At 69.3% G+C, this 24111-nt stretch carries 15 protein-coding genes and 4 pseudogenes; 10 read left to right on the forward strand and 9 right to left on the reverse strand.

Going from position 1 to position 24111, the window contains the following annotated elements:
* Positions 1 to 3 precede the first annotated feature (3 nt).
* On the forward strand, positions 4 to 699 hold the full coding sequence (locus tag LWJ43_RS32485; RefSeq protein ID WP_277335736.1) for a hypothetical protein: 696 nt from the start codon (positions 4 to 6) through the stop codon (positions 697 to 699).
* Between the two features lie 252 nt (positions 700 to 951).
* On the opposite strand, the gene LWJ43_RS32490 is transcribed toward LWJ43_RS32485, so the two are convergent.
* On the reverse strand, positions 952 to 1848 hold the full coding sequence (locus tag LWJ43_RS32490; protein WP_277335737.1) for a phosphotransferase: 897 nt from the start codon (positions 1846 to 1848) through the stop codon (positions 952 to 954).
* Between the two features lie 1155 nt (positions 1849 to 3003).
* Between LWJ43_RS32490 and LWJ43_RS32495 the strand changes: the two genes are divergently transcribed.
* The 4 genes and pseudogenes from LWJ43_RS32495 to LWJ43_RS32510 all read left to right on the forward strand — a co-directional run bounded on the left by LWJ43_RS32495 (position 3004) and on the right by LWJ43_RS32510 (position 8828).
* Positions 3004 to 5133 (forward strand): M48 family metalloprotease, encoded by a 2130-nt coding sequence (locus LWJ43_RS32495; protein WP_277335738.1) that lies wholly within the window; start codon positions 3004 to 3006, stop codon positions 5131 to 5133.
* Positions 5134 to 5178: 45 nt separating this feature from the next.
* Positions 5179 to 5289: pseudogene (locus tag LWJ43_RS32500) on the forward strand (IS5/IS1182 family transposase); the annotation flags it as partial.
* A 553-nt stretch (positions 5290 to 5842) separates the two neighbouring features.
* Positions 5843 to 7387 (forward strand): NAD(P)-binding domain-containing protein, encoded by a 1545-nt coding sequence (locus LWJ43_RS32505; protein WP_277335739.1) that lies wholly within the window; start codon positions 5843 to 5845, stop codon positions 7385 to 7387.
* Positions 7380 to 8828, forward strand: coding sequence for a class I adenylate-forming enzyme family protein (locus LWJ43_RS32510; RefSeq protein WP_277335740.1), 1449 nt, complete (start codon positions 7380 to 7382; stop codon positions 8826 to 8828). Before LWJ43_RS32505 ends, LWJ43_RS32510 begins: the two co-directional genes overlap by 8 nt.
* A gap of 139 nt (positions 8829 to 8967) precedes the next feature.
* On the opposite strand, the gene LWJ43_RS32515 is transcribed toward LWJ43_RS32510, so the two are convergent.
* From LWJ43_RS32515 to LWJ43_RS32530, 4 genes are read right to left on the reverse strand one after another with little or no spacing between them, the layout of a single operon-like run.
* A complete protein-coding gene (locus tag LWJ43_RS32515) occupies positions 8968 to 10551 on the reverse strand; it encodes an MFS transporter (protein ID WP_277335741.1) in 1584 nt (527 codons plus the stop codon).
* A 40-nt stretch (positions 10552 to 10591) separates the two neighbouring features.
* Positions 10592 to 11962 carry a cytochrome P450 gene (locus LWJ43_RS32520; RefSeq protein WP_277335742.1) on the reverse strand — a complete coding sequence of 457 codons (1371 nt, stop codon included), beginning with the start codon at positions 11960 to 11962 and terminating at the stop codon, positions 10592 to 10594.
* Positions 11956 to 13026 (reverse strand): alpha-hydroxy acid oxidase, encoded by a 1071-nt coding sequence (locus LWJ43_RS32525; protein WP_277335743.1) that lies wholly within the window; start codon positions 13024 to 13026, stop codon positions 11956 to 11958. The genes LWJ43_RS32520 and LWJ43_RS32525 overlap by 7 nt, the downstream gene beginning before the upstream one ends.
* On the reverse strand, positions 13023 to 14597 hold the full coding sequence (locus LWJ43_RS32530) for an NAD(P)-binding domain-containing protein (protein ID WP_277335744.1): 1575 nt from the start codon (positions 14595 to 14597) through the stop codon (positions 13023 to 13025). The genes LWJ43_RS32525 and LWJ43_RS32530 overlap by 4 nt, the downstream gene beginning before the upstream one ends.
* A 62-nt stretch (positions 14598 to 14659) precedes the next feature.
* On the opposite strand from LWJ43_RS32530, the gene LWJ43_RS32535 reads away from it, so the two are divergent.
* On the forward strand, positions 14660 to 16174 hold the full coding sequence (locus tag LWJ43_RS32535) for an HAL/PAL/TAL family ammonia-lyase (protein ID WP_277335745.1): 1515 nt from the start codon (positions 14660 to 14662) through the stop codon (positions 16172 to 16174).
* A 46-nt stretch (positions 16175 to 16220) separates the two neighbouring features.
* Here LWJ43_RS32535 and LWJ43_RS32540 read toward each other — a convergent pair.
* Both LWJ43_RS32540 and LWJ43_RS32545 read right to left on the reverse strand, forming a co-directional pair.
* A pseudogene (locus LWJ43_RS32540) lies at positions 16221 to 17288 on the reverse strand (sensor histidine kinase); the annotation flags it as partial.
* 119 nt (positions 17289 to 17407) lie between these two features.
* Positions 17408 to 18088, reverse strand: coding sequence for a response regulator transcription factor (locus LWJ43_RS32545; RefSeq protein ID WP_277335746.1), 681 nt, complete (start codon positions 18086 to 18088; stop codon positions 17408 to 17410).
* A 1554-nt stretch (positions 18089 to 19642) separates the two neighbouring features.
* On the opposite strand from LWJ43_RS32545, the gene LWJ43_RS32550 reads away from it, so the two are divergent.
* On the forward strand, positions 19643 to 19960 hold the full coding sequence (locus LWJ43_RS32550; RefSeq protein ID WP_277335747.1) for a YrhK family protein: 318 nt from the start codon (positions 19643 to 19645) through the stop codon (positions 19958 to 19960).
* Positions 19961 to 21172: 1212 nt separating this feature from the next.
* Positions 21173 to 21318 (forward strand): annotated as a pseudogene (locus LWJ43_RS32555) (IS5/IS1182 family transposase); the annotation flags it as partial.
* Positions 21319 to 21497: 179 nt separating this feature from the next.
* Here the strand turns inward: LWJ43_RS32555 and LWJ43_RS32560 are convergent.
* The gene (locus LWJ43_RS32560; protein WP_277335748.1) at positions 21498 to 22607 is read right to left on the reverse strand and encodes a hypothetical protein; all 1110 of its coding nucleotides are present in this window, start codon (positions 22605 to 22607) and stop codon (positions 21498 to 21500) included.
* 206 nt (positions 22608 to 22813) lie between these two features.
* Between LWJ43_RS32560 and LWJ43_RS33175 the strand changes: the two are divergent.
* Positions 22814 to 23443 (forward strand): annotated as a pseudogene (locus tag LWJ43_RS33175) (transposase family protein); the annotation flags it as partial.
* Between the two features lie 34 nt (positions 23444 to 23477).
* Positions 23478 to 23606 carry a hypothetical protein gene (locus LWJ43_RS32565; RefSeq protein ID WP_277335749.1) on the forward strand — a complete coding sequence of 43 codons (129 nt, stop codon included), beginning with the start codon at positions 23478 to 23480 and terminating at the stop codon, positions 23604 to 23606.
* Between the two features lie 45 nt (positions 23607 to 23651).
* Here the strand turns inward: LWJ43_RS32565 and LWJ43_RS32570 are convergent, their stop codons facing one another.
* Entirely contained in the window at positions 23652 to 24083 is a 432-nt protein-coding gene (locus LWJ43_RS32570; protein WP_277335750.1) for a hypothetical protein, read from the reverse strand.
* Positions 24084 to 24111 lie beyond the last annotated feature (28 nt).

Raw genomic sequence — 24111 nt, forward strand, 5'->3', positions numbered from 1 at the left:
ACCGTGGACAACACCCCGTATTCGTTCCTCGTCTCCGTGAACAATCCCGTTCCGGTGCCCGACCCCCTGCAGGCACAGCTGCCGTACGACGCCGAAATGGCCTCGACGATCCGGCTGTCGACCGCCCGACGCCCCGAGGACACCCCGCTGGCACGTGTCTTCATCCCTCGCAGTGCACAGCGCCTCGGCCACCAGGTGCCCGTGTCCATCTGGATCCACTGCGGCCCGGACAGCCGGCTGCGGTGTTCGGTGCGCTCCGCCACTCCGGACGTCTATGAGGTCTGCACGACCGAGGGCGCGTCCCTGGCCACCATCACCCGCCGAGCCGCCCGCCTCCTGCCCTGGCCTCGGCGCGTCCGATGGTCGGCAGTGGTCACCAACGTGCCGCAGCCGCTCACCGGAAAGGTGGGCACCTGGTACGCGTGGCTCGTCTACGTGGCGACAGCCCCCGTCTGGTTCCTCTTCGCACTGTGCATGATGCTCTACTCGTTCTTCGACGGCACCGCGGATGACCACACGTTCAGAAGCCCGTGCCGGACCCGCTGGCGCGCACCCGGCACGGGCACGGCACTGGACTACCGAGGCGTCAGCAGGACCTATCGTCTAGACCCCCAACGCCTGGACACCCGAGTGGCGTACGCTCTGGCGGTCGTCCAGACCTGGGAACGTGTGGGCCGACCCCAGCAGAAGGCGGGATGACGACATCGGGCCACTTCGTGTCGTGTGGTTGTCAGGCTTCCCAGCCGATGAGTGGCGCACTCGCCGAAGTCGGATGATCTCAAGGTCCGACGAGCATGCACCGAGGAGAAGCTCCGCCAGTTCGATCCGGGCCATGGGCAGCAGAGGCTGTGGACTGGCATCTCCACCGCGCGTGGTGATCGATGAACCCACGGAGGTCGGCTGCCGCATGGCCCTCAGCCAAGATCGAGAACAGGCTCGCAGGAGCGTGCATCAAACGCCCTTCAGGACCCGGTCAAGTGCCGCCCGGCCTGCAGGTCCCCAGTGCGGCTTGCCGCCGGGAAGGCCCCGGTCTCCGTTCTGCCCCATGAGCATCAGGAACAGGCTCTTCATAGCAGCCAGCCCACGGGCGCGCCGGATCGCCGCTTCGTCTGCGTGCGCGTACATGTCGAAGAACCGTGAGGCCGAGCCCGCGGGCAGCAGCACCCATGCGGCGGCGAGGTCCCACGCCGGATCGCCGGCGAACAGGGCACCGAAGTCGACGATGCCCGAGAGCGTTCCGTCCGAGACGACGACGTTCGCGGGATGGAGGTCGCCGTGCACCCACACCGGCGGGCCCTCCCACGCGTCGGCCGCAACGGCGTCGTCCCAGACGGCCCGGACGTCAGCAGCGATGTCGTCGGGGACTACGGCCTGGAAAAAGCTCTCGAAGCCGTCCGTGCAATTCCTGGGATGGGCACCGAAATCCGTAGAGATCGGCGCCTCGGCGGGCGCCTCTACATGGAGCGCCCGGAGGAAGCCCGCCAGCGTGTCGGCCGCGTGGGAGCCGTGGTTGATCGAGCCGTGGTCCAGCGGCTCGCCGGCAACCCACGTCATCACGGTCCAGTGCTTGGGAAAGCGCTCGGACGGGTCCCCGAACCGCACCGGGAGCGGCACAGGGAGCGGCAAGCGCGGGGCTAGCACCGGTAGCCACCGCCGTTCCTTGAGCTGGAGCTCCGGAGTGGGGTCCATGCGCTGCATGCGCACGGCCAACTCGTCTCCGAGGCGCCACATTTGATTGCCCCAGCCGCCCGCCACCTCCCGGATGGCCAGCCCTGCAAGGTCTGGATGTTGCTCCTGCAGCAGGTCACGGACCAGGTCTGCGGTGATCTCGATCTCGGTGTCGGTCATGCGAAGTCACAGTACTGAGGCGGCAGGCGGAGCGGCTCCCACTCTCCGGAACACTCTCTGTGATTCCTCTGGCATCACCAATCCGGTTACAGCGAGCTGCAAATCAGAGGCTCTGGCCACGCCCAGTCTCCGAGAAACAGACGCTTTCATGCTGGCACGGGGGCCCGCGGGTGGCCGGGTCGGCTGCCATCCGGCGGCCACGTCCAGCTCAAGCAGCGTGTTCCACCTCGCCTCCCCGCTCCCCGTGATCGGAATGACAGCGAGCGAGGGTGGCCCGCGTACGGTACTCCACGGCCCAGCCGGAGCGCGGTCAGGCCTCCGCGCTCGACCGGCCCCGATCCATCGATCCGTTCGCGGACTGGCCGAGAGACGACCAACGCCAGGCAGCGCCGCCCGTCAAAAGGGTGAGGAGACTGCAAATGGGGCAGGCTGTCGAGCATCGCTGACGTTCGCGAAGCAACCGCAGCGTTGAAGGAGCAGGGGGCGGAGGATGACCGGAGCGGGGGAAAGACCGGACTGGGCAGTGCAATTGGCCCGAAGGGTCTTGCAGGACGTTGCGCCGGACGAGTTGCCGCAGTTCGCGGTCGTGTCCCGCACATACCTCACCGCGTCGGAGGCTCGGAGGCGGCGGGCGATGCGGGGCGCTGAGCCGCTCGGGCTGGGCCTGGAAGGCGTCGCCGTCCTCCTCACCACCGCGGTACTCGCGGTAGCCACTCAGGTAAGCGATCACCTGGCGCAGCAGCTGGTCGATCGGACGGTGGGTGCCGCCGAACCGGCGCTCCGGACGCGGTGGTACCGCTGGCGCGCTCGCCTCCGAGGCGGCGAGGGAGCGATTCGTGCGGCGGGGGAGCCGTTGCCGACGCTCACGCCGGAGCAACTCGCGCAGGTGCGACAGCTGGCCATGGAGTCGGGACTACGTCAACGACTGGCGGCACCTGTCGCACAGGCTGTCGCGGACGGAATCATCGCGGAACTGGCAACGGCCGCAGCACAATGCGCAGCGACAGACGATGCCTCGGGTCCGCCCCCCGGCCGGAGCGATCGGACTGCTCAGCACGGTGAACCGGCGGCGGGGTGAGACACCCGGGCTTTGCCCCGTCCCGGTCTACCCTTCTCCCGACGGGCACCACCATCCGGTTCATCCTCCTGATCGCGGTGACCGCCTATGTGGTGATGCAGTCCGCCACCGCGGTTTCCAGCGTCGCCTTCACCAGTGTGCGGCTGGATGAGGTCGCCGCGTTCTATGAGTGCCACCAGCGCGCAGTTGAGGACGGTGCGGCGAGGCGGGTTTCCGAGGGGGCTGCCGTAGGTGCGGCCGGAGACGTAGAAGCCTCGCTGTGCCACGACCCTCGCGCCGGCATGGGGTGGTTCTTGCCGTCCTTGATGGCGCTCGCGTTTGTCCTTGCGATCGCCGTCGCCTACTGGCTGCTGCCGGGCTGGCGCACACGGCACCGCGGTTACGTGCTCCTGTCCGGAGTGGTCGCTCCGGAAGTGGAGTCCAGGCTGTCCTTCCTCGTCGAGCTGGCGGGGGTCGGCGGGCGTGTCGTGTTCCTTCTCGAGCCGCTCAATCCGTGTGTCCAAGGGCTGGCTTTCGGACGGGTGGGCAGGCGTCATGTGGTGCTCAGCAGCGGTCTGCTCGCCCTCCACTCCCGTGATCGAGACTCCTTCGACGCCGTGGTGCTGCACGAGCTGGCACATGTACGCAACCGTGATCTGGACATCGGATTCCTCACGCTGCTCGTCGGCAGGAGTGCCGTGCTGTTGCTGCCCGCACTGGTCCTGTCCGGCTTGGGAAGCCTCAGCGTGATCACCTCGCCCGCAGGCGCGTCCCAGATGTCGGGCACCATGGGTGGGCACGTGCCGTCGGGCGCCCTCGCCGCAGGCTTGAGCGCCACCTTCGGGGGCCTGTTCCTCGGAGCAGTGATCCTGCTTCTGCGCAATGCCGTCCTCCGAAGCCGCGAACTGGACGCCGACGCCCGGGCGGTGGAGTGGATGGGCACGGCGGAACCGCTGCAACGCGTTCTCGCCCACGCGGTCGAACAACCGCCCGCATCGAACGGGTCACGCGGCTACGCACACCTCCTCAACGTGCACCCCCTGCCTTCCACGCGCGTGCGCAAAGCCGTGCAGCCTGGGCCAAGCGTTCGCATCGCGCCACTTGATCTGTTCGCGGTCGGGCTCATCACGGCTTACCTCTACGCCCTGATGAAACTGGGCCCCCTCGGTGGCGGAACCCTCGCGACTACGGTGACCGACGCTGTCGCGGCCCTCGCTGCCACGATGCTCCTCGTGGGCGTGGTGGGTGTGACGGTGTGGAGCGTTGTGGAATCGCGCGGCCTGCACCACGCAGAGATGGGGTCGGCGCAGCGCCTCCACGGACTGCGCCGAGCGGGGATCGGTCTCGGGCTCGGCCTGTTCACGGCGCGGATCCTGTCGCCCTCACTCGCCTCCTCGGCAGCGATGGTCGGCGGTCACGGCGTCTCCATGGTGTTCCCCTACGTTGTCCTCTGTGCTGCAGCCGGCTGGGGTGCGGTGAGCTGGCTGGAAAGGGTGGCAACTGCCTGGGTCGCAGCGGTGCGCGACAGCCGCAGACCCCGACTGCTCATGTGGACAGCCTTCGGTCTGTCCGCCGCAGGGACATGGCCTGCGATGTTGTTCCTGCTCAGCCTTCCCGAGTGGACCCTCTACGCCGCCTCGTTCGTGGCGCCGGGCTGGCCCGGCGCGGCCGCTTTCTTCCTGAGTGCACAGCGGATGAGCCAGGTGAGCATGACCGCCTGGGCATCGGTGGCGATCCCCACCGTGTGCGTGCTGCTGTCAGCCGGGCGGTGGTGGTCGTGGAGACCAGCCGCCGCGGCCGCGCGCGGTGAGTTCGGCCCGGCCAGGCCGCCAGGGCGCCTGTGGGCACGACTCGGCGTCCCGAGCGGCCTGGCAGTCACGGTAATCCTCACCCCTGTGGCGCTGCTGAGTACGGAAACCGCGCTCTGGGTGACAATTGGCGCCGCGCAGCTGACGGCTGCCTTCTGGGCCGGACGCGGGCCCGCCTTACTGCCAGTTGCGCGGGCCACGCTCGCCGCCTACGGCGCCGGCTTCGTCGCGACTTACACATGGGCGGTGCAGGTCGGGCTCCTCGGCTGCATGGTAGGCACGAACGCGTGCCAGCCGTTGTGGAGCCTGGGCAGCCTGTCGCTGGCCGTGACCACCGCCGCCCCAGGCGCATTGTTCGCCGCAGGGTCCTGCGCGGTGCTGTACAGACGGTCCCGACGCGGGCACCACAGGGCCAGGTGATCCCGACACGGTCGGCGCACGGTCTGTCGACGTCTCGCCCAGGGAAGTCCAGCTCGAGTACGGGCTCGGCAGCACCGCGTGGTCCCGGACCACTTGGGGGCGCGTGGTGCGTTGGGCCGGTCCCGCTGTGCGATCGACACGGTGAGTATGCGGGCCGCTCAAGAGGACTGCTGACGTGACCGAATCCCGTCGATGGCCCAGATTGAATCGAAGATCCACTTGATCGGCTCGCTGTTCAGGGCGCCTCGGCGACCGCCGCCCGCACACCGTCCGATCGTGGCCGCAGCTGGAGCCACGTAGGCGTACCGGGTGGTGGTGCCTCCGCCCGGGTCAATGACGGCTGTACTCGTCGGATTCCTGGCATCGGCGTCCACCCTTCGCCGCGGTCGCTCACCACGACGTCACCCGACGGCCTGCAGAACAGGTCAGGGCGAGGCCAGTGGCATCGGCGCCGGTGTACGGAGTCACGGGCAGACCGCCGCTGCCGGGAACCCTGCTTCGTCTTGAGTCAGGGTGAGGCAGCCCAGTGCGGGCTGGATCCGGGCCCTGGCATCCGGGCAGCGGAGTGCTTGCCCCGGCGACGGGCCCTCTGGGCGACGCGAATGCCGCGGACGGCCCCGGAGCTACCAGGCGCTCAGCGGGTTGGTGGGGTCACGTGGGGCCACGGAATCTCAGAGCGCTCTGATTTCGCGTCACTACCGTCCGGCCCATGGTGCGCGACTATCTCATCATCGGGGCCGGACCGGCCGGACTTCAACTTGCCTCTCTGCTGGAACGCGACGGACGCGACTATGTCGTCCTGGAGCGGGGGAGTGGACCGGGGACGTTCTTCACCCGGTACCCCCGCCATCGGCAGCTGATATCGACCAACAAGGTGCACACGGGTTTCACGGACCCGGAACTCAACCTGCGCATGGACTGGAACTCGCTGCTCAGCGACGACCCGGAGCTGCTCTTCACCCGGTACAGCGAGCGCTACTTCCCACCGGCGGACGACCTGGTGCGCTACCTGGCCGACTTCGCGGCTCGTACCGGCGTGCGCGTCGAGTACGGGACAGAGGTCGTGCGGGTCTCCCGTGCGGACGGCGTGTTCACGGTACTCGACGGCGGCGGGCGCTCCTGGCAGGCCAGGCGGCTCGTCATGGCGACCGGTGTCTCCCGGCTCCACGAGCCACCCGTCCCGGGCGTCGAACTCGCCGAGCGGTACGACGCCTTCGATCCCGACCCGGTGTCCTTCACCGATCAGCGGGTGCTGGTCATCGGCAAGGGGAACTCCGCCTTCGAAACCGCCGACAGCCTCGTCGAGAAGGCCGCGGTGATCCACGTCGTCGGACCGCACTCGATCAAACTCGCCTGGAAAACCCACTATCTCGGGCATCTGCGCGCGGTGAACAACAACTTCCTGGACACCTATCAGCTCAAGTCGCAGAACGCGGTGCTCGACGGCACCGTCGAGAGCATCGAGAAGTCAGGGAGCGGCGGCTTCCGGGTGATGCTCCGCTACGCGCGGACCACGGAACCGCTGCGCGAACTGCACTACGACCGGATCATCGTCTGCACCGGCTTCCGCTTCGACGCGTCCGTCTTCGACGAGACCTGCCGCCCCGCGCTCGTCATCAAGGACCGGTTTCCCGAGCAGACCTCGTCCTTCGAGTCGGTCAACGTACCGGACCTCTACTTCGCCGGCACCCTGATGCAGCAGCGGGACTTCAAGAAGTCCACCAACGGTTTCATCCACGGTTTCCGCTACGCGACTCGCGCCCTGCACCGCATCCTGAGCGCTCGTCACCTCGATACCCCCTGGCCGGCCCGGACGCTCACCGCGACGCCGGAGGCGATCGCCGACGCCGTCATCGGCCGGGTCAACCGCTCGTCGGGCCTGTGGCAGCAGTTCGGGTTCCTCGGTGACGTGGTCGGCGTGGACGGTGACCTCGCCGTGTACCAGGAGGAGGTGCCGCTGGACTACGTGACCGACGGAAGCCTCGGCCCCGCCCCGCACCGGTTCGTCGTCGACCTGGAGTACGGACCCGAGCACGACCAGGTCGACCCGTTCGACGTCGGCGTCCCGCGGGTCGTCGAGAACGATGTGGACCACGCCATGGACTCCACGTACCTCCATCCCGTCGTCCGGTACTACCGGGACGGAGTGCTCGCCGGGACCCATCACCTGGCGGAGAACCTGGAGAACGAATGGAATTTGGCGGAGGTCCACCGGCAGCCGCTCACCGCTTTCGTGAAGGAGTGCCTTGACTGAGCAGTTCCCCGGCGCCGTACTGGACATCCTCGACGCGGCAGGCGATCGGACGGTGTTCGAGCACGCCGGCCGGGAAGTCTCGGGAGCCGAGCTCCTCGGTACGGTGAGGCGGGCGGTGAGCGGCCTGCGGCAGCACGGAGTCGGGCCCGGCGACGGCGTCGCCATGCTGCTGGGGACCGGCCCCGGGGAGTTCGCCGCGATCATCGCCGCTCACGTCGTCGGCGCTCGTGTCGTCGGCGTGCGGCCCGGCCTGACCAGAGAGCAGCAGGAGCATCTCCTGCGGGGTGCCGGGGTGACGGTCGCCGACCGGTCCGACGTCGCCGGCGACAGGAAGGACGGGCTCGTCCTCGCGCTCGGTGATCTGCTGGCGTCGGCGGACGACGGTGTCCGGCCACGGGTTCTGGCCCGGCCCGGTGGCGTCGCCCGCCTCCTGCACACCAGCGGCAGCACCGGCTTTCCCAAGGCGTGCGCCCAGACCTACGCGGCGATGACCGCGTCGTGGGTACACCGGCCGGCCGCCTGGCCACCCGCCGTCCGCGAACTGGCCGGGCGCATGGACCGATTCCTGGTGTTCGGCACCCTGGCCAGCCAGGTGATGATGGAGTACGGCCTGCTGGCACTTGCCGCCGGCGGCACGCTCGTCACCGCCGACCCGTCGGACTTCCCCGCCGCCCTCGTCCGGCACCGGGCGACCGCGAGCGTCGTCACGGCTGCCCGGCTGACGAAACTCGTGGCCGCCCAGCGCGGGTCGCCGGTCGACCTCGACGGTCTGCGCGCCCTCATGGTGTCGGGATCACCGCTGGATCCGGGACGGCTGCGGGAGGCCGCCGAGGTGCTCGGCCCGGTCGTCTTCCACGGCTACGGACAGACCGAGACCGGCATGATCTCCATGGCCACCCCGGAGGAGCCCGCCGGCTCCCTCGGAGTACCGCCCGTCGAACTGGAGGTCCGCGACCCCTCGGGCCGCCCGGTGGCGCACGGCACCGACGGCGAACTCTTCGTCCGCACCCCGCCCCAGAGCTCCGGCTACTGGCAGGAACCCGCCCTCACGGCCGCGGTGTTCCGCGACGGATGGGTAGCCACTCGCGACCTCGGCCGCCTCGACGCTGCGGGGCGGCTGTGGCTCACAGGCCGGATCCGTGACGTGATCATTGTCAACGCCAACGTCCACTACGCCGGGCCCGTCGAACGGCTGCTCGCCGTCCATCCCTCCGTCGCCGAGGCGTACGTCGTCGCCGTGCCGGACGACAGTACGGGCGAAGCCGTCCATGCCTTCGTCGTGCCCGAGACCGGCCACACTCCTGACCTGGGAGAACTGCGCGCACTGGTGACGACGAGCCTGGGCGAGGCCTGCGCACCCACCCGGCTCACCCTCATCGACGAGGTACCGCTCACGGCCGCCGGGAAACCCGACAAACGACGTCTCGTGGGCGGGAGTTAGCGGCCTCTCTTCCGGATCCGTGCCCCGCTCGCGCGAGAACACGCGAGCGGGGCACGGTCCGTTCAGGAAGTGCCGACCGGGGCGACACCGTGTGGCAGGGAGCCAGGCACGGTGCGTGCGCCGTCGTGGACACCGCTGCTCACGGCGCAGCGCCATCCTTGCGCGCCACAGGTGCCACCCTCGTCGTTCTCTCGGAGGGAACGAGATCGCTGCGCGCCAGATCGTCGAGTACGGCGTTCTGCCGGGTGGCATCCGCGGAGTGCAGGGCAGCCGCCCCCGGATTGCTCCCGCGCAGGGCGACGGCACCCCCGGCGACGGCCATCGGCACCGCGACCAGCACAGCGGCGGTGCGCATGCCTCCCGGCGCGGACAGGACCAGTGCGATGAGCGGCGGCCCGAAGGCTCCGCCGGACTTGCCGACCGCCGCTGCCCAGCCGCCCGCGGTCCCCCGGATGGCCATGGGATAGATCTCGGCCGTGTAGGGACCGATCAGTGCGATGACACCGGCGGTTCCGGCGAACAGCAGGATCACCGCGGTGAGGAGGACCGGCCGGCTGCCGTCCAGCCCGACGGAGGCCAGGGTGAACAGCGCCGCGACGGTGAGGGCCGCGTAGACGACCATGGTGCCCTTCGCCGACCAGCGCATGTAGAGCCACGCGGCCACCACGCAGGTGGGGATGGACAACAGCGAGGAGATGAACAGCAGCGTGGCGGCGGACATGCCCCCCTCGTTCGAGGCCTCCAGTTGGGTGGGCAGGAAGGTGATGAAACCCCAGTAGACGAGGCCCCAGGCGAGCGCGTAACCGCTGACGACCAACGTCTTGGCTCTCTGGGGGTGTTTGAACAGGGTGGAGGCGGGGACACGCACGGGCCGTGACTGCTGCGCCGTGAAGGCGGCCGATTCCGGAATCCACCTGTTCAGCGCGATCAGGATCAGGACCAGCGGGAGCTGGGCGAACCACAGGACACGCCAGCCGGCCAGCGGGACGAGCACCGCGGCCAGTCCGGCGGCCGCCATGTAGCCGCCCGTGGTGGTGAGCCCGGCCTGGAGCACCATGATGGCCGCGCGCCGTCCGGGTGGCAGGCTCTCAGTCATCAGGGCGTAGACGACGGGCAGCATGGCTCCCGCCGCCATGCCCATCAGGGCGCACATGACGAGGATGCCGCCGAAGGTCGGCATGGCGCCGCACACCGTCGTACCGAGGAACAGAAGGGACGCGACGAGAATCGTGGCCCTGCGCCCGATTCGGTCCGCGGCCCGGCCCCCCACGAGTGATCCCAGTACTGTGCCGCTCAGTGCCACTGTGGGCAACCACGAGATCTCGGCGGCGCCGAGGTGGAACTCGGCGCGCATACCGGGCTGGATGAACGCCAGGGTGGCGGGTTTCATCTGGTCCACCATCAGCGCGAAGCTCAGAACGGCGATCAAGCCGTGGCGGCTCGTCCGGGGCGGGGGCGTCGGGGCCGGATCCGGGGGTGCGGCCGGATCCGCTCCGGGAGGCTGCACGACCGCGAACCCGGAGATCGCCACGCCCACCACGATGGCGACCATGGCGGCCCACATCACGCCGGACGTGCCCATCATCGCCATGTGGAATCCCATGGACGCGGAATCGATGAACATCCACACGTGCTGGCCGACGCCCGCGCAGGTGAGGGCGACACCGGTCCAGAACACCAGAGGGCGGGGTATCAGGGACGCCGGTTGCGTGGGTGCGGTCATCTTCCCACCCCGCGGAAGAACCGACGCTGCTCCTCGGGAGTCATCCGTCCCCTCTCTCCGGGTGAGGGACCGGACAGCCTCCGGCCCGCTGCCCGTCGAAGTACCGTTCCGTCGGACGCAGTCTGCGGGCATGCAGGACCATGAGCGTGCCGAGGACCAGCTGGCGTACACCCCGCGTGACGTCCTCCACCCCGTCCCGGAGCCGCACGAAGCTCCGCAGCGCGCTCAGGCGGCGAGGTCCGGGCAGCAGGCCGCGCGGTATCAGCAGGCAGGGCGCCCGGTGCGGAATGGAGCGGGTGTGCGAGACCGTCGAGTCCAGCCGGAACCGGCCCAGCACCTCGCGGACCGCGGATCGCAGCACGAGCGGCGCCAGGCGCCAGGCCGGGCACGGGCGGTTCGCCGCTACGCCGTACGGGATGTGATGGACATCCCTGGCGGCCAGGTCCGCCCAGCGGTCCGGGTCGAACTCGTCGGGGCGTTCGTATCCGGTGGCGTGGTAGTCGGGATAGCTGAAACACACCACGGAACCGGCCGGCAGTACCGTCGTCGCGTCCAGAGGTATGTCGTCCGTGGTGATGCGATGGGCGATGCCGAAGAGTGGGTACAGGCGCATCGTCTCGTCGAGCACCTGCGTGAGGTACCGGTCGTCTTCCGCATCCGCGGCGAGGCGTTGCTGCACGTCCTGGTGGCGGGCGAGGGCGAGCAGGACGTGTGCGGTCGCCTCGGACAGCTGCACTACGGCCGTGTTGAAGAACGTCCCTTGCAGGTAGTGCACCTGCTCCGGCAGTGAAAGGGAGGCCGGCAGCCGGTGCGGCACGTGACCGGCCGCGACACGGTCCCGCAGATAGGCCGTCAGCCGGGCCCGGCGTCGTGGATGGCGCAGACCGGTGCACTTCAGGGCGGTGATCACGTCATCGGCGTGAGCGGTGATCAGTTTCCGGGCCGCCGACGGGCACGGCTCCCGGAAGACCAGCTCGTAGCAGAACGCGGCCCACGCGGGCATCACCAGGTCCCGCAGCCGTACGAGGCTGACCCGCGTGTCCGGGAGTGTGTCCAGCGCAGAGGCGACGGCGTGGGCGGCTGACGCCATGAGATCTTCCGAGTTCCCGGCGAGGATGCGCCGCGTCGTCGCGGCCACGTCCTGGTAGCGCTCGCCGGGCTCCAGGTGCTCCTGGTGCACCTCGGGCCCCGGCGCGAGCCAGTACCAGAACAGGTCGGACAGACCGGCCCCCTCGCTCCTGCCGTTCGCGGCGGGATGCGCGTAGACCCGCTCGAACACCTCAGGCCCGTGCGTGGCGTTGGGCAGGGTCACCGCCCGGTCTCCGTTGACCTTCTCGAAGATGCGCACGCGCAGCGCCACCACGGCGCGCGGAAGCAACCACGCGTCCGCACGCGTCCGGCTCCTCACCATGTCCCACCCCTCCGTACGACCATGTCGGCCGTCAGATCGGCGTTGCGGCGACCACCGCACAGGGCGAGCGTGTGGTCGTACTCGTCGCGCAGTGTGGCGAGGACGCCCCGTGCTCCCGCCTCCCCGTCGACGGCGAGGCCCCAGACCACGGGGCGTCCGACGCCGACGGCGCTCGCGCCCAGTGCGAGCGCCACCGCGACGTCGCTGCCCCGGCGCACCCCGCCGTCGAGCAGGACGGGAACCCGGCCCGCGACCGCGTCCGTGATCGCGGGCAAGCAGTCCACGGCCGCCGGGACCGCGTCGCACTGGCGGCCCCCGTGGTTGGAGACGATCACCCCGGCCGCACCGTGCTCGACAGCCAGCCGTGCGTCGTCCGGATGCAGAACCCCTTTGACCAGTACGGGAAGCGAGGTGCCGCCCAAGGTCTCGGCGAAGTCCGGCCAGCGGACCGTCGGAGACATGGGGACGGCGGTCAGCGCGCCCGGTTCGGCACCGGGCAGGTCGCGCATGTTCTCCGCCGCGTATCCGGGCGGCAGGTCGGTGAAACCGTTGCGCAGGTCTCTGGTGTGCCGGCCGAACACCGGCGAGTCGACGGTGACCACCAAAGCCGTGCAGCCCGCGTCCTCGGCGCGCCGGACGAGGGCCGCGGTGACCTCCCTGCGGGGATGCAGATACATCTGGAACCACACAGCCGGGTCAGAGGCCGCTTCTCGCGCCGCGGCGACGACGTCGAGGACCGCGGTGGTCGCGGCCGTCCCCGTCACCAGGACGGCGCCCTCGGCCGCGGCTGCACGGGCCGTGGCGCGCTCGCCGTCCCGGTGCACCAGCCGGTGGAAGGCGGTCGGTGCGACGAACACCGGGGCGGCCTGCCGGGCCCCCGGCAGATCGACGGCGGTGTCCCGCGCCTCGCTGCCGCTCAGCACCCTCGGCAGCAGCGCGTACCGGCCGAAGGCCCGCTCGTTGTCGGCGACGACACGCTCGTCGCCCGCGCCTCCCGCCACGTAGTCGTAGAAGACCGGATCCAGCATCTCCCGTGCACTGTCGTGCAGTTCGCGGAGCGTCACGGCGCCACCGGGGCGGCCGGGCTGCGGTGCGCGGTGAGGAAGGCGTCCAGCGGGGCCCGGTGGAAGAGCTCGCTGTCCCACTCGTTCTCGAGGTTCTCGGTGAGGTGGTGCTCGGCGACGAGTCCGCCGTCCCGGTACCAGCGGACGACCGGATGCAGATAGCGGCCGTCCAGGCCGGACACGTCCTGCTGGGACTTGCGGCCCGCGGAGACGTCGAAGGGGTCCACCCGGTCGTGGTCCTCCCCGTACTCCAGAGTGACCACGGCGTATGCGGCCACCTCACCGAAGTCACCGGCGCGCACGGCACCCGGCACGTGAGCGACCGGAACCTCCTCGGCGTAGCGCAGAGTGCCGTCGGGGGCGAGCAGCAGCAGGTCGCCGAGGACGGCGAACTGCTGCCACAGAGCGGAGGACCGGTTGACGCGGCTGATCACCGCGTCGACGGCCCGCTCCGTGGCGTCCCCCAGCGCCGTCGTCGGCCAGGACACGCCGTCGTGGCGCTGCCGCAGGCCCCGGTGCAGCGCACGCACCGCATAGCGGAAGCCGTGGATGAAGCCGGTCGTTGCCTTCCCGAAGTCACGGCCCTGCATCAGCGTCCCCGCGAAGTACAGGTCGGGTACGTTGACCGATTCGCCGAGAGGCGTCAACGCCGGGAAACGGTCGCCGATGATCAGGTCCGGTGCGCAGGTGTGGTCGAAGATCGAGCTGTCGAACCGGAAGCCGGTGGCGACGATCACCCGGTCGTAGCGGAGTTCCTTGACCACTTCGTCGACCCGCTCGAAGGCGACCGGCACGTGGAAACCGTCCCGTTCGCGCCTGATGGCGAGCACCCTGCCGTCGAGAAGAGCGTTCTGCGACTTGAGTTGGTAGCTGTCCAGAAAGTTGTTGTAGACCGCGCGCAGGTGTCCCACATAGTGCGTCCGCCAAGCCATCTTCAGCGAGCCCGAGCCGACGACGTGAATGACCGCCGCGGTCTCCATCAGGTTCTCGGCCGTCTCGAAGGCGGAGTTGCCACGGCCGATGATGAGCACCCGCTGGTCGGTGAACGACTTCGGATCGGTGTCGATCGTGTCGTAGCGTTCGGCCAGTTCGACGCCCGGGACCGCAGGCAGGTTCGGTACCGGCACTCCGGTGGCGACCACCAGATGCCGTGCACGCCACGTCTTCCCGGTGTGGTCGGTGACGGTGAATCCCGCCGCGTCCCGTGAGACCTTCTCGACGGCGGTGTCGTACCGCACACGCGCCCCGGTCCGTGAGGCGAAGTCCGACAGATAGCGCACCAGGTCGTCGGCCGGCGGGAAGTAACGCGGACTGTACCGGGTGAACAGGAGTTCCGGGTCGTCGCTCAGCAGGGAGTTCCAGTCCATCCGCAGCCGCAGCTCCGGATCGTCGTAACCCGTGTGTACTTTGTTGTTCGAGATCAGATAGCGGTGTCGGGGGTACCGCGTGAAGAACGTCCCCGGACCACTGCCGCGCTCCAGAACGACGTAGTCCGCGCCGTCCCGCTCGAACAAGGCGGCCAGCTGCAGCCCGGCGGGCCCCGCACCGATGATCAGGTAGTCATGGGTCATTCCCCGGAAGCTAGTCACCGAGTTTCAGAGCGCTCTGAGATTCCCCGCCTACGTTTCGCAACGTGCTCACCACCATGGACGCCTTCTCGCTCAGCCGCCCCCCGGACTCCGCCGCCCTGCGCCGCGCGGCGACGCCACTCACCGTCACCGTGGACCCCGAGGCCCGCGCGCGTCTGGACCGCGGCCGTCGGTTCCTCCACGGCCTGCGGCACGGCGACGGCGACGGCGAGGCCCCGTCGATCTACGGTGTCACCACCGGATTCGGCGCACTCGTGGGGTACGCCGGCCGCCCCGACGAGGTGGACCAGTGCGACAACACCTTGGCCCACCTCGGTGCCGGCCAAGGACCGGACCTGCCGCACGAGATCAGTCGTGCCGCCCTCCTGCTGCGTACCTGGTCCCTCGCGCAGGGTGTCTCCGGCGTGTCCGCCGAGGTCGTCGACCGGCTCGCCGCCATGTTCGCCACGACGTTCTCGCCCGCCATCCCCCGCTACGGTTCCGTCGGCGCGAGCGGTGACCTCATTCCGCTCGCCTACGCCACCCAAGCGCTGCGGGGCAGGGGACACGCCTACGTGGACGGCCACCGCATGCCGGCCGACGAAGCCCTGACCGCCGCCGGGCTGCGCCCGCTCGCTCTGGACGGCCGCGACGCGCTCGCCCTCGTCAACGGCACCTCCGTCACCACCGCCGCCACGGCTCTGGCCCGCGACACCGTCCGCACGGCGCACCGCTCACTCATGGCCCTCACCTGCCTGCTGGCCGACACCCTCGGCTGCGACCCCGGCTTCCTCGACGGCGACCTGCTGCGCGTCTACGGCCACACCGGCGCGATCGATGTCGGTGCGCGGATGCGGGGAACGCTCACCGGCACCACCCCCTCCGGAGACCGGCCACTGCAGGAGCCCTACAGCATTCGTTGCGCCCCCCAGCTGCTCGGCGCGGCCGAGGACGCGCTGCGCTACGTCGACGGCGTGGTCGCCGCGGATCTCGGCGGCATCAGCGACAATCCACTGTTCTTCCCCGACGACGTGGACGAGGGAAAGGTGGTGCACGGCGGGAACTTCTTCGGGCAGCCCGCCGCGTTCGCGGCCGACCTGCTCGCCTCCGTCACCGCCCAGCTGGGCAACCTCGCCGAACGCCAGCTCGACCTGCTGACCGATCCGGCTCGCAACGGGGGACTGCCGCCGATGCTCGCCACCGCCCCGGGCCTGCAACACGGTCTCCAGGGGGTACAGCTGGCCAGCACCGCGTTCGTCGCGGAGATCCGGAGAAACGCGACACCGGCGGGCATGCAGAGTCTGCCGACGAACCTGCACAACCAGGACGTCGTACCGTTCGGCACCCAGGCTGCCCTGCGCTCCTACGACATGGCGGAGCTGCTCAGCCTGCTGTCCGGCTCCCTCGCGCTCGGTCTGCGCCAGGCGGTTCACGTCGGCGCCCGCCGCCCCACCGCGCCCCGATGCGCAGAACTCCTCGACGCTCTGATCGAGGTGATTCCCCCGGTCGAGCCTGACCGTCCGCTGGACGCGGACGTCCGCGCCGCGGCCCGACTGCTCGCATCGCGCGAACTGCCGTGACCGGACGCGCCGGGCCCGGGCCGGCAGGCACGTACTCCGGCAACCGGATGGTGAACCGGGCGCCGTGGCCCGGACGACCGGTGGCGGCGACCGTGCCCCGGTGGCGGGTGACGACCTCGCGCAGCAGCGCGAGCCCCAGACCGTATCGTCCGCCGTCGCCGCTGCCACGGTGGAACCTCTGGAACAACTGGTCGACCGCGGCCGGGTCGAAGCCGGACCCGGTGTCCGTGACGGCCAGCACGACCGTGCCGGAGAACCGCGACAGGGCCACCTTGATCCGCCCCTCGGCCGGGGTGTGGCCGATCGCGTTGGACAGCAGTTCACCGACGGCGCGACGCAGCGCGGACTGGATTCCGTCGACGAGGAGGGGATGCGGCGGGGCGTCCACGACGACGGTCAGGCCACGCGCCCGCACCCGGTCCGACTCCTCGGCCACCACCGCACGGGCCAGCGCGACCAGATCCACCGGACGGCGTTCCGACGTTCGTGCCGGACCTGCCGCGAGGCTCGCGGACAGCAGCAGGTCGTCGAGCACCTCGCCGAGCCTGCCGGCCGAAGTGACCAGCCGGGCCAGCCCGTCGCGATGAGGGTCCGGCAGGTCCTGGTCAGCCGCTTGCCGTGCCAGAACCTGCGCCCGCGTGTGCACCTGGGTGACCGGCGTGCGCAGTTCGTGACTGGCGTCCGTGACGAACTGATGCTGCCGGGTGAGGGCCTCCGCCAGAGGTGCCACGGCCCGTCGACCGAGGAGCGCCCCGGTGACGACCGCGGCGAGCAGCCCCACCAGTTCGGCCACACCCAGCGCGAACCACAGATGCTCGCGGTCGGCCAGCTGGAAGCGCATGTCGAACACCGCCTGCACCACGTCACCGTCAGCCCGGACCTGTGTGCGCACCAGGTAGACCGTGCGGTCACGTTCTATGGTGCGCTCCACGGCTTCGTGGGTGCTACGTGCCCGGGCCACGTCCGCGCGCAGCGGGAAGCCGCCGGGGGCGTTGGACAAGGGAGCCACGCCGGGCGCGTACAGCCAGGTGCACACCGGAGGGCTGGCCAGATGGCCGTGCCCGGCCCCGTAGCGCAAGTCACGCCACACCTGATCGTTCTGTGCGTGCACCATCACCGTGAGCGCGACGCCGCCCACGACCGTGATCAGCAGGGTGACGATCGCCCCTGTGATCACGGCGATCCGTAGCCGCGCCCGGCGCACCGCCGCCCACTCGGTGGCAGTCGGCGGCCTCACAGGGCGCCCAGGCGGTAACCGAGACCGCGGACCGTGCGCACGACCCGCCGGCCGAGCTTGCGGCGCAGATAGTAGACGTAGGTGTCGACGATGGACGACGCGGGAGCCTCCTGGAAGACCAGCCGCCGCAGCTCCGCCCGCGAGTGCACGGCTTCCGGACGCGAGGCGAGCGCCCACAGCAGGGCGAACTCCCTTGCCGCGAGGGCGATCTGCTCGCCGCTGGCAAGCTCGACTTCCCGCCGGCCGACGTGCAGGCGTCCCGATCCGATCTTGAGCACATCGGTGGACTCCAGCGCCCGTCGGCACAACGCCCGTAATCGGGCGCTAAGTTCGTCGAGAGCGAATGGCTTGGTGAGGTAGTCGTCGGCGCCGGCGTCGAGCCCGTTGACCCGGTCGTGCACCGTGCCCATCGCAGTCAGCAGCAATACGGGCGCCCGGACGGCGCGGGACCGTAACCGGCTCACCATGTCGAGGCCGTCGAGAGCCGGCAGGCGCCGGTCGACGACGAGCACGTCGTACGTGCGGGAGAGGCCGAGGTGCAGACCGCGCTGGCCGTCGGTCGCGACGTCGACCGCGTACCCCTCGGCCCGCAGTATGCCGGAGAGCATGTCGACCAGCTCCCTGTCGTCCTCGACCAGTAGCAGCCGCCAAGGATGCCGCGAGTGTCCCTGCACCACAGTCCTACTCCCCTCGCACCTCCCCGCAACCCCTGTCAACGCACCTGCCTGGGACGGGGTTCCCGTGACGGGCGACGAGTAGGAGGGTGGCCGATCAAGCCGTGTCCCGCCCCCGGATTCTCCGGCTCGGGCGGCGGAGCCCGACGAGAAGGTGAGTCGCCGGTCGCGAGTCGTTCAGGCCGCCATGCTGGTGTGACGCCCTCTCCAGCGAACACCCCTCTCACTGCGGAGGCGGGCTCGTTCGCGTCGTCGGGCGATCAGTGGTTCGCCACCGACGAGGGGCGGGGACCACACCCTGCGCGCGATGCGCGTCGGCTCCGCACCTACCGAGCCCACCGCACTCGGTGTTGCCGGCCCCTACCGGCTGCGCGCCGTCGTCAGGGACCACCTTGTACTGGGCGACCCGGAGCCGGACTCCGGTGTGCCCGCCCGGGTGGACTCGGTGTCTGCCTCAACGGATCCAGGCGCACCATGTTCGATGCCGTCCTGGGCGAAGTGGCCTTCGCCCAGGTCGGCGCTGCCCTCGGCACGGCCGATGCCGGAACCGGGCTGTGGCGCGTGTATCACCTCCTCCCGGGCGGGGACTCCGGGAGCCAAGCGTGGCTCTCCTGGATCGTTGGCGGCACAGACGTAACGGGGGAGGAGCCGGTGCGCTGACCGTCGGACGCACGGCTCTCGCCCCTCTTGCCTGGATGCGGGGCAGAGCCGTGGCGCCGAGGCCGATCTCGCCTCGTCTCACTTATCTCCGGCCACTGCCCCGGCCGCAGTCACCAAGGCCGACGGCAGCCTGGTGGCCGCCACCGCAAGTGTGGCCGCTGCGGCGAGCACTGTCATGCGGCCAGTCAGTGGGATGTGCAGGGCGGCACTGGCCACCCCCTCCGGCCCGGTGACGACGCCTCACGATCAGGCGACAGCAGCTCTTTGTCCACCTGTGGAGTGGCGATACCAGATCAGAGGAAGATGCCCGCGATGTGGAGACCGGCCAGGTTGATGGTTGCGGTCTTCCGGTAGCGGGTGGCGATGCCCTAACGAATCTTCTCGCCAGCCTTGTGGCAGCACAGCGCGGCAGCCGAGGTCCCGCGACCAGATGCCGGTGCCCCCCGTACGACGACGGCACGCTACCCGGGCACGACCCCCTCCCAGCACGCCCAACCAGAAGATCATCTCACCCCGGCAGCCAACGTGACAGTGCTGTATCGGGCACACCACATGTCCCCGCTTCACCCTCACCATCGACATCGTCCTTGAGCCCATGCGGGGGTGAGCGGCCCGGCTCCCGCTCGCCGTCCTTCATGAGCGTACGGCGGTGACGAGCGCCTCGTGCGAGGTGCGGTCCGGGGAAGCTGTGCACCTCCGGCTCGCCTATGCGGCCGAACCGGTCCGGTTGTGCTCCGGGGCTACCACCGTCCGCAACAGGTGCGACCGCCTCAGCGACGAGCAGCACAAGCAGCTCATCGCCCGGCCTTGTCTGGGCCACCACAACCGTGCCCGCCCGAGGACAGCCCCGCGACGCGACCACCGCCGAGTTTCGCGCGGCTTCCGTAACGTGGAGGCATGAAGAACGCTCCGGACAGCACGCCCTTGGTCATCCACGTAGGCCGCGAAGAACTCGTCATCAAGCGACGCTACGAAGTGGCCAGTATCGCCAACGACGCTCTCATCGCCCTGTGGTTCGTCACCGGCAGCATCATGTTCTTCTCCGAGCAGTGGACCACCGCGGGAACCTGGTGCTTCCTGATCGGCAGCATCGAGCTACTCGTCCGGCCCGCGATCCGTCTCACCCGCCACCTGCACGTGCAGCGCGTTCGCTCCCGGGCGCTCTGGTCCCACTCTGCGGCTGCCGCGTCCAGCGACAGCTCACAGGACTACTGAGCGCTCGCTCGGGCCCGCGTATACGGGGTGCGGCTCGGCCACGACGGCCCGCGCGGAGCTGGCACCTCCCCCGTACTGGCCGCCCTCGCCCTCGTCGCCCGCCTGAGATCCGTTCGGCCCCGAGACGATCGCACCTGGGCCCGTATGAACTCGTCCGGAGACGTGAACCGCTGAATGAGGGAGTGTGCACCACCCATGGCCACAGTCCTCAGGGACATGTCGCAGACTTCCGGCCGACCTGGGCGGGGCGGACCGCGAGAAGTTGATCCGCACGGTCGAAGAATGCGTCTCCTGCGGCCAGTGCTCGGCTGGCGCGCTGCTGAGGCCCTGGGCCGCTTCGGGTGTGCGACACGTGAGCCCAGGAGCCGCGGCCTGCTGCCGCTCCGTCCCCTGTGGCCTCCACCACGGGGTTGGGGTGGCACTTGGTGCTGTGGCCTCCGGGAGCGGATGGGGGTGCTCCCGGAAGCCGCAGTCGGTCGGCACTCGTCACCTGGTTGGCGTGGCCGAGCGCGGCACCCCTGTCACCTTGGCTACATTCGGGAACTCGATGTGGTGACACGCGCGCAGCGGCCCACCGGGCATGCGCTCGGCCCTGGCCGGCTTCTTGGAGCGGGGTAGGTTGCTCATCCGGCCGGGCCAGGCTCGGTGTCAGGCCGTGCCGGTATGGAGTGTGCGGATCAGGCCCCGGTCCCCGTGACGGGCCGCAGTACCGCGAGGGCCGCACCGCTCCCTCACCGGCCATGGGAACACGTGAGCGGAGGAAGTCTCGGCCGGCTGGGCCGCCTGAGACCAGTACAAACGCCCCGCCCCCGGCACTGGACCTGCCGGGGCGGGGGCCTGCGTACTTTCAGGGGGTGACGCGGGTGGCAGTCGCGCCGCGATTCGAACATACATGGCACTGGGGTGTGGCTGCCTACGACTTCCCCGGGACCTCCTCGATGCCCGAGCGGCCCCCGACGACGTGCAGGCTGAACACGATCTGTTCGCCCAGACCCTGCCGTGGTCGGCCGAGGCGGTGATGGCGTCACCGACGGATCTGTCACTTGGGCCGATTGACCGGAATCTCGTGTCCTTGCCTTGATCCGTCGGTCTGTCGGTGACGCCATCGCACGTGGCCAGCCAGGGGCATCGTGACCGCACAGGTGCTTGTGCGAGAAGACCCGTCACTGTCGTGTCCGCCTGCCTCGACTGGCCCGTGTTCACCGACGTCACAACCGGGACCTCGCCAAGATCCGCAGCCTCGGCGATCCCACCATGGCCATACTCAGGTCCTGGCGGCTCCTGCGGAAGCTCCGCTGCAGCACCACCCGGTCACCGCCGTCGTCCGAGCCGTCGTCGCCGTCGAACTCGGCGCGTGATCAAGATGGAAAAGGCTGAGTGCGTCGGCGAGGAGGCCATGGCCGCCCTGAAAGGTTGGCGCCTGCTCAAAAGCTCCGCTGCAGCACCAACCGAATCATCGACACCGTGAAGGCTGTTCCCTCCATCACCACATCTCAGCATGAGGTTGGAAGGCTCATTGTGTCCCCGCATTCAGGCGTCACGATTGACCGTCGCCAAAATCCAGAGCCGATGTCGAGGGTGCAGGGGGCGCGGCCCCGGGGCCCCCTACGGCGAGAATGGACTGCGCCTGGTTGTCCACGAAATGCGTGAAGATCTGCTGTGCATATCCGAAGACAACAGCCCAAGCGATGATCTGAGCTGATGAGTCCAGATTGGTAAGCCCAGGCACAAACCCGCCACGCATGAGCAAGATCCCGAGCACAGCTGTCAGCGCCCCGGTCGGCAGTTTGAGCAGTGCGAGGGTCAGGGGCACAGCGAATGGCGTCGAAGTTCCCCGCATGCGGCGGAGTGCCGCGGCGGCGGCGATGCTTGCAGCTAGAAGGCCTACCAGTTCGATGATCAGGTAGTCCGCCCCCTCGGCGGCTCCCGCCACCAATTCCCTTGCCTCCGCAGGGTTTGCGGTCTCCGGAATGCGGTTCATTTCGACCGGGCAGACGGCTACCTTTGCGGATTCGTTGAGCTCCTCGGGAGTGAAACACAGCGGAACCGTTCCAGGGCTGACGAACCCAAGAATTGCAATGAGGACGGCCAGTGCGGTCAAGCCGAGCATGATCCACCAAACGATGTAGACGAAGCTGCGCACCCGCATGGCCTCGTCGACTCTCGCCTGGCGGGCCACTCCCATCGCCTCAAGCAGGATCTCACGCTTCACATCCGACGGAGGTTTCTCCTCCGACGCTTCCTTTGCGATCCTCTCAGCCTCGATCCGCCGCGGATCGTCTGGCAGCAGATGCTCGCGCAAGAAGGCCAGCACGCCCGGTAGCAGCGGCAGTACCTCGGAATCTTTCGACAACCGCAGCAGTATGTTGTGCGCGGCGTCGATATGGATTCGCCCGACGATGACGTGGGCTGCGTTCTTATATCTGGAGGAGTGATTGGGGGAGATGGCATCCTCCGCCTTGTTCAATTCCGCATGGGCCTCCTCGAAAAGTTTCTCCTTCCTCCCGCGCTCAGGCTCCTCTTCCTCCCGATGTGCTTCCTCTCGATCGTTCAGGAGCGCGCGCAACTCGCTGATGCGTGCCTGGATGCCCTCGCGATGTTCCCAGGACCCTGATTCGACGCTGCGACATTTGAGCCATTTGTTCATAATTGCGATCTTGCATGCTGTAACCCTCGGACGTAGTTTGACGCGCCCTGCGAAGCCATCAGGGCCCAGCGTCGTTGCAAAATGATCTTGATTTGTTTCCGACCCGATGGGTGTTGGGGCCGGCGCCCTGGTGGCGGGCGTGAAGAAGGCTCCTGGTAGACGGGTGCACGACCAAGATCACCAGTCCGTCAGAAGCTTTCGCGTGCTTGTCTACCCGCACCCCGCACCCCGCACCCCGCACCCCGCAACCCCTTGCCGTTCTCGCAGGTCACCGCTGTCGGATCGGCTCCCGGTGGCGTCGCCTGACCTGTGGCCGGCGGGCCCTGCTCGTTCTGGCCCAGTTGCGCTGCGCTGAGACCTACGCCCGTCCTGCCGCAGGGTTCCGCATCGGGATCGCCACGGCCTACCGCTGCATACGCGAGGCCGTCGACTTGCTGGACGCCCTCGCGCCCATGCTGGAACAGGCCATGGCAGCCGTGCGGAAGAAGGCCTACGTGATCCGCGACCGCACCGTGCCGGCGATCGGCCGCATCGCTGTGGACCAGCGGTACTGCTCCGGGAGGAAGAAGCGCCACAGGATGAACGTGCAAGTCCTCGCCTCGGACGGCGTCAAGTGCTGGGCCGACAGGGTGGATCAGGGCGTCGGCCCTGCCATCCGCGTTCCGATCCGTGGCAAACATCCGCGCGACCGGCGCCGACGCTACCATCGGGATCACGCGGAGATTCGCAGTCCTGGCGAACGCGCCATGGCGATCCTCAAGTCCTGGCGTCTCCTGCGCAAGCTCCGCTGCAGCACCACCCGGATCACAGTCGTCGTCCGAGCCGTCGTCGCCCTCGAGCGCGCCACCTGGTCAAGGTGGAAGAGGCCCAGTGACCGCGAACCTCCACCGCGAAACCATCGAGCTGAAGAAGAAGGCTGCGCGCACACCGCACCAGGACCGACTCGGTTCCCTGCACGGCGACAACCCCGTCCGAACGGCCGGCGATGTCGGCGTATGAGTGAACGCACACAGCCGTGTGCGGACGAACAGAAGAGAAGCCAGGTCACCACCGGGCGCGGAGCACGCCGTCGCTGTCGGGCAGAGCGGCCTGGAAGAGCGGAGGGTGTTCGTCGAGGGGTAGGGGCAGCACGCAGGCAGCCCGCGCGCCCTCCACCAAGGTCGCGAGTCGTTGGTGGTCGCTCTCGTCAACGATGACGTGATGGATCGTTGCGTCCGGTGCCTCCCGGACGAACTCCACGGATTCGTCCTGGGGCAGTGCGGCGAGGACCGCGTCGACATCAGGGGTGAGATCGGGCCAGACAGTCAGTAGCGCGCGTGGACCTAGAGCGACGCGCACCGCGTGGAGGGTGTCCTCGGTGAGGCGGTGCCATCGGGTGGCGTTGCGGAGGTATGCCTCTTCCAGAAGCAGCGCCTGCGACAAGGCCAGTGCTGCGCGTAATCGTTCCCAGAAGTTCTCGTCCGCGGCCTGTGTCACCTCTGGATCCTCGAAGTCCGCGGCGTAG

The organism is Streptomyces sp. JH34 (assembly GCF_029428875.1).
In the GTDB taxonomy this organism is placed as follows: Bacteria; Actinomycetota; Actinomycetes; order Streptomycetales; family Streptomycetaceae; genus Streptomyces.

Excerpts from the sequence above, each read along its gene's own strand:
- LWJ43_RS32490 (WP_277335737.1), bottom strand. The coding sequence starts at position 1,848 with ATGACCGACACCGAGATCGAGATCACCGCAGACCTGGTCCGTGACCTG.
- LWJ43_RS32505 (WP_277335739.1), top strand. The coding sequence starts at position 5,843 with ATGGTGCGCGACTATCTCATCATCGGGGCCGGACCGGCCGGACTTCAA.
- LWJ43_RS32515 (WP_277335741.1), bottom strand. The coding sequence starts at position 10,551 with ATGACCGCACCCACGCAACCGGCGTCCCTGATACCCCGCCCTCTGGTG.
- LWJ43_RS32520 (WP_277335742.1), bottom strand. The coding sequence starts at position 11,962 with ATGGTGAGGAGCCGGACGCGTGCGGACGCGTGGTTGCTTCCGCGCGCC.
- LWJ43_RS32530 (WP_277335744.1), bottom strand. The coding sequence starts at position 14,597 with ATGACCCATGACTACCTGATCATCGGTGCGGGGCCCGCCGGGCTGCAG.
- LWJ43_RS32550 (WP_277335747.1), top strand. The coding sequence starts at position 19,643 with ATGAAGAACGCTCCGGACAGCACGCCCTTGGTCATCCACGTAGGCCGC.
- LWJ43_RS32560 (WP_277335748.1), bottom strand. The coding sequence starts at position 22,607 with ATGAACAAATGGCTCAAATGTCGCAGCGTCGAATCAGGGTCCTGGGAA.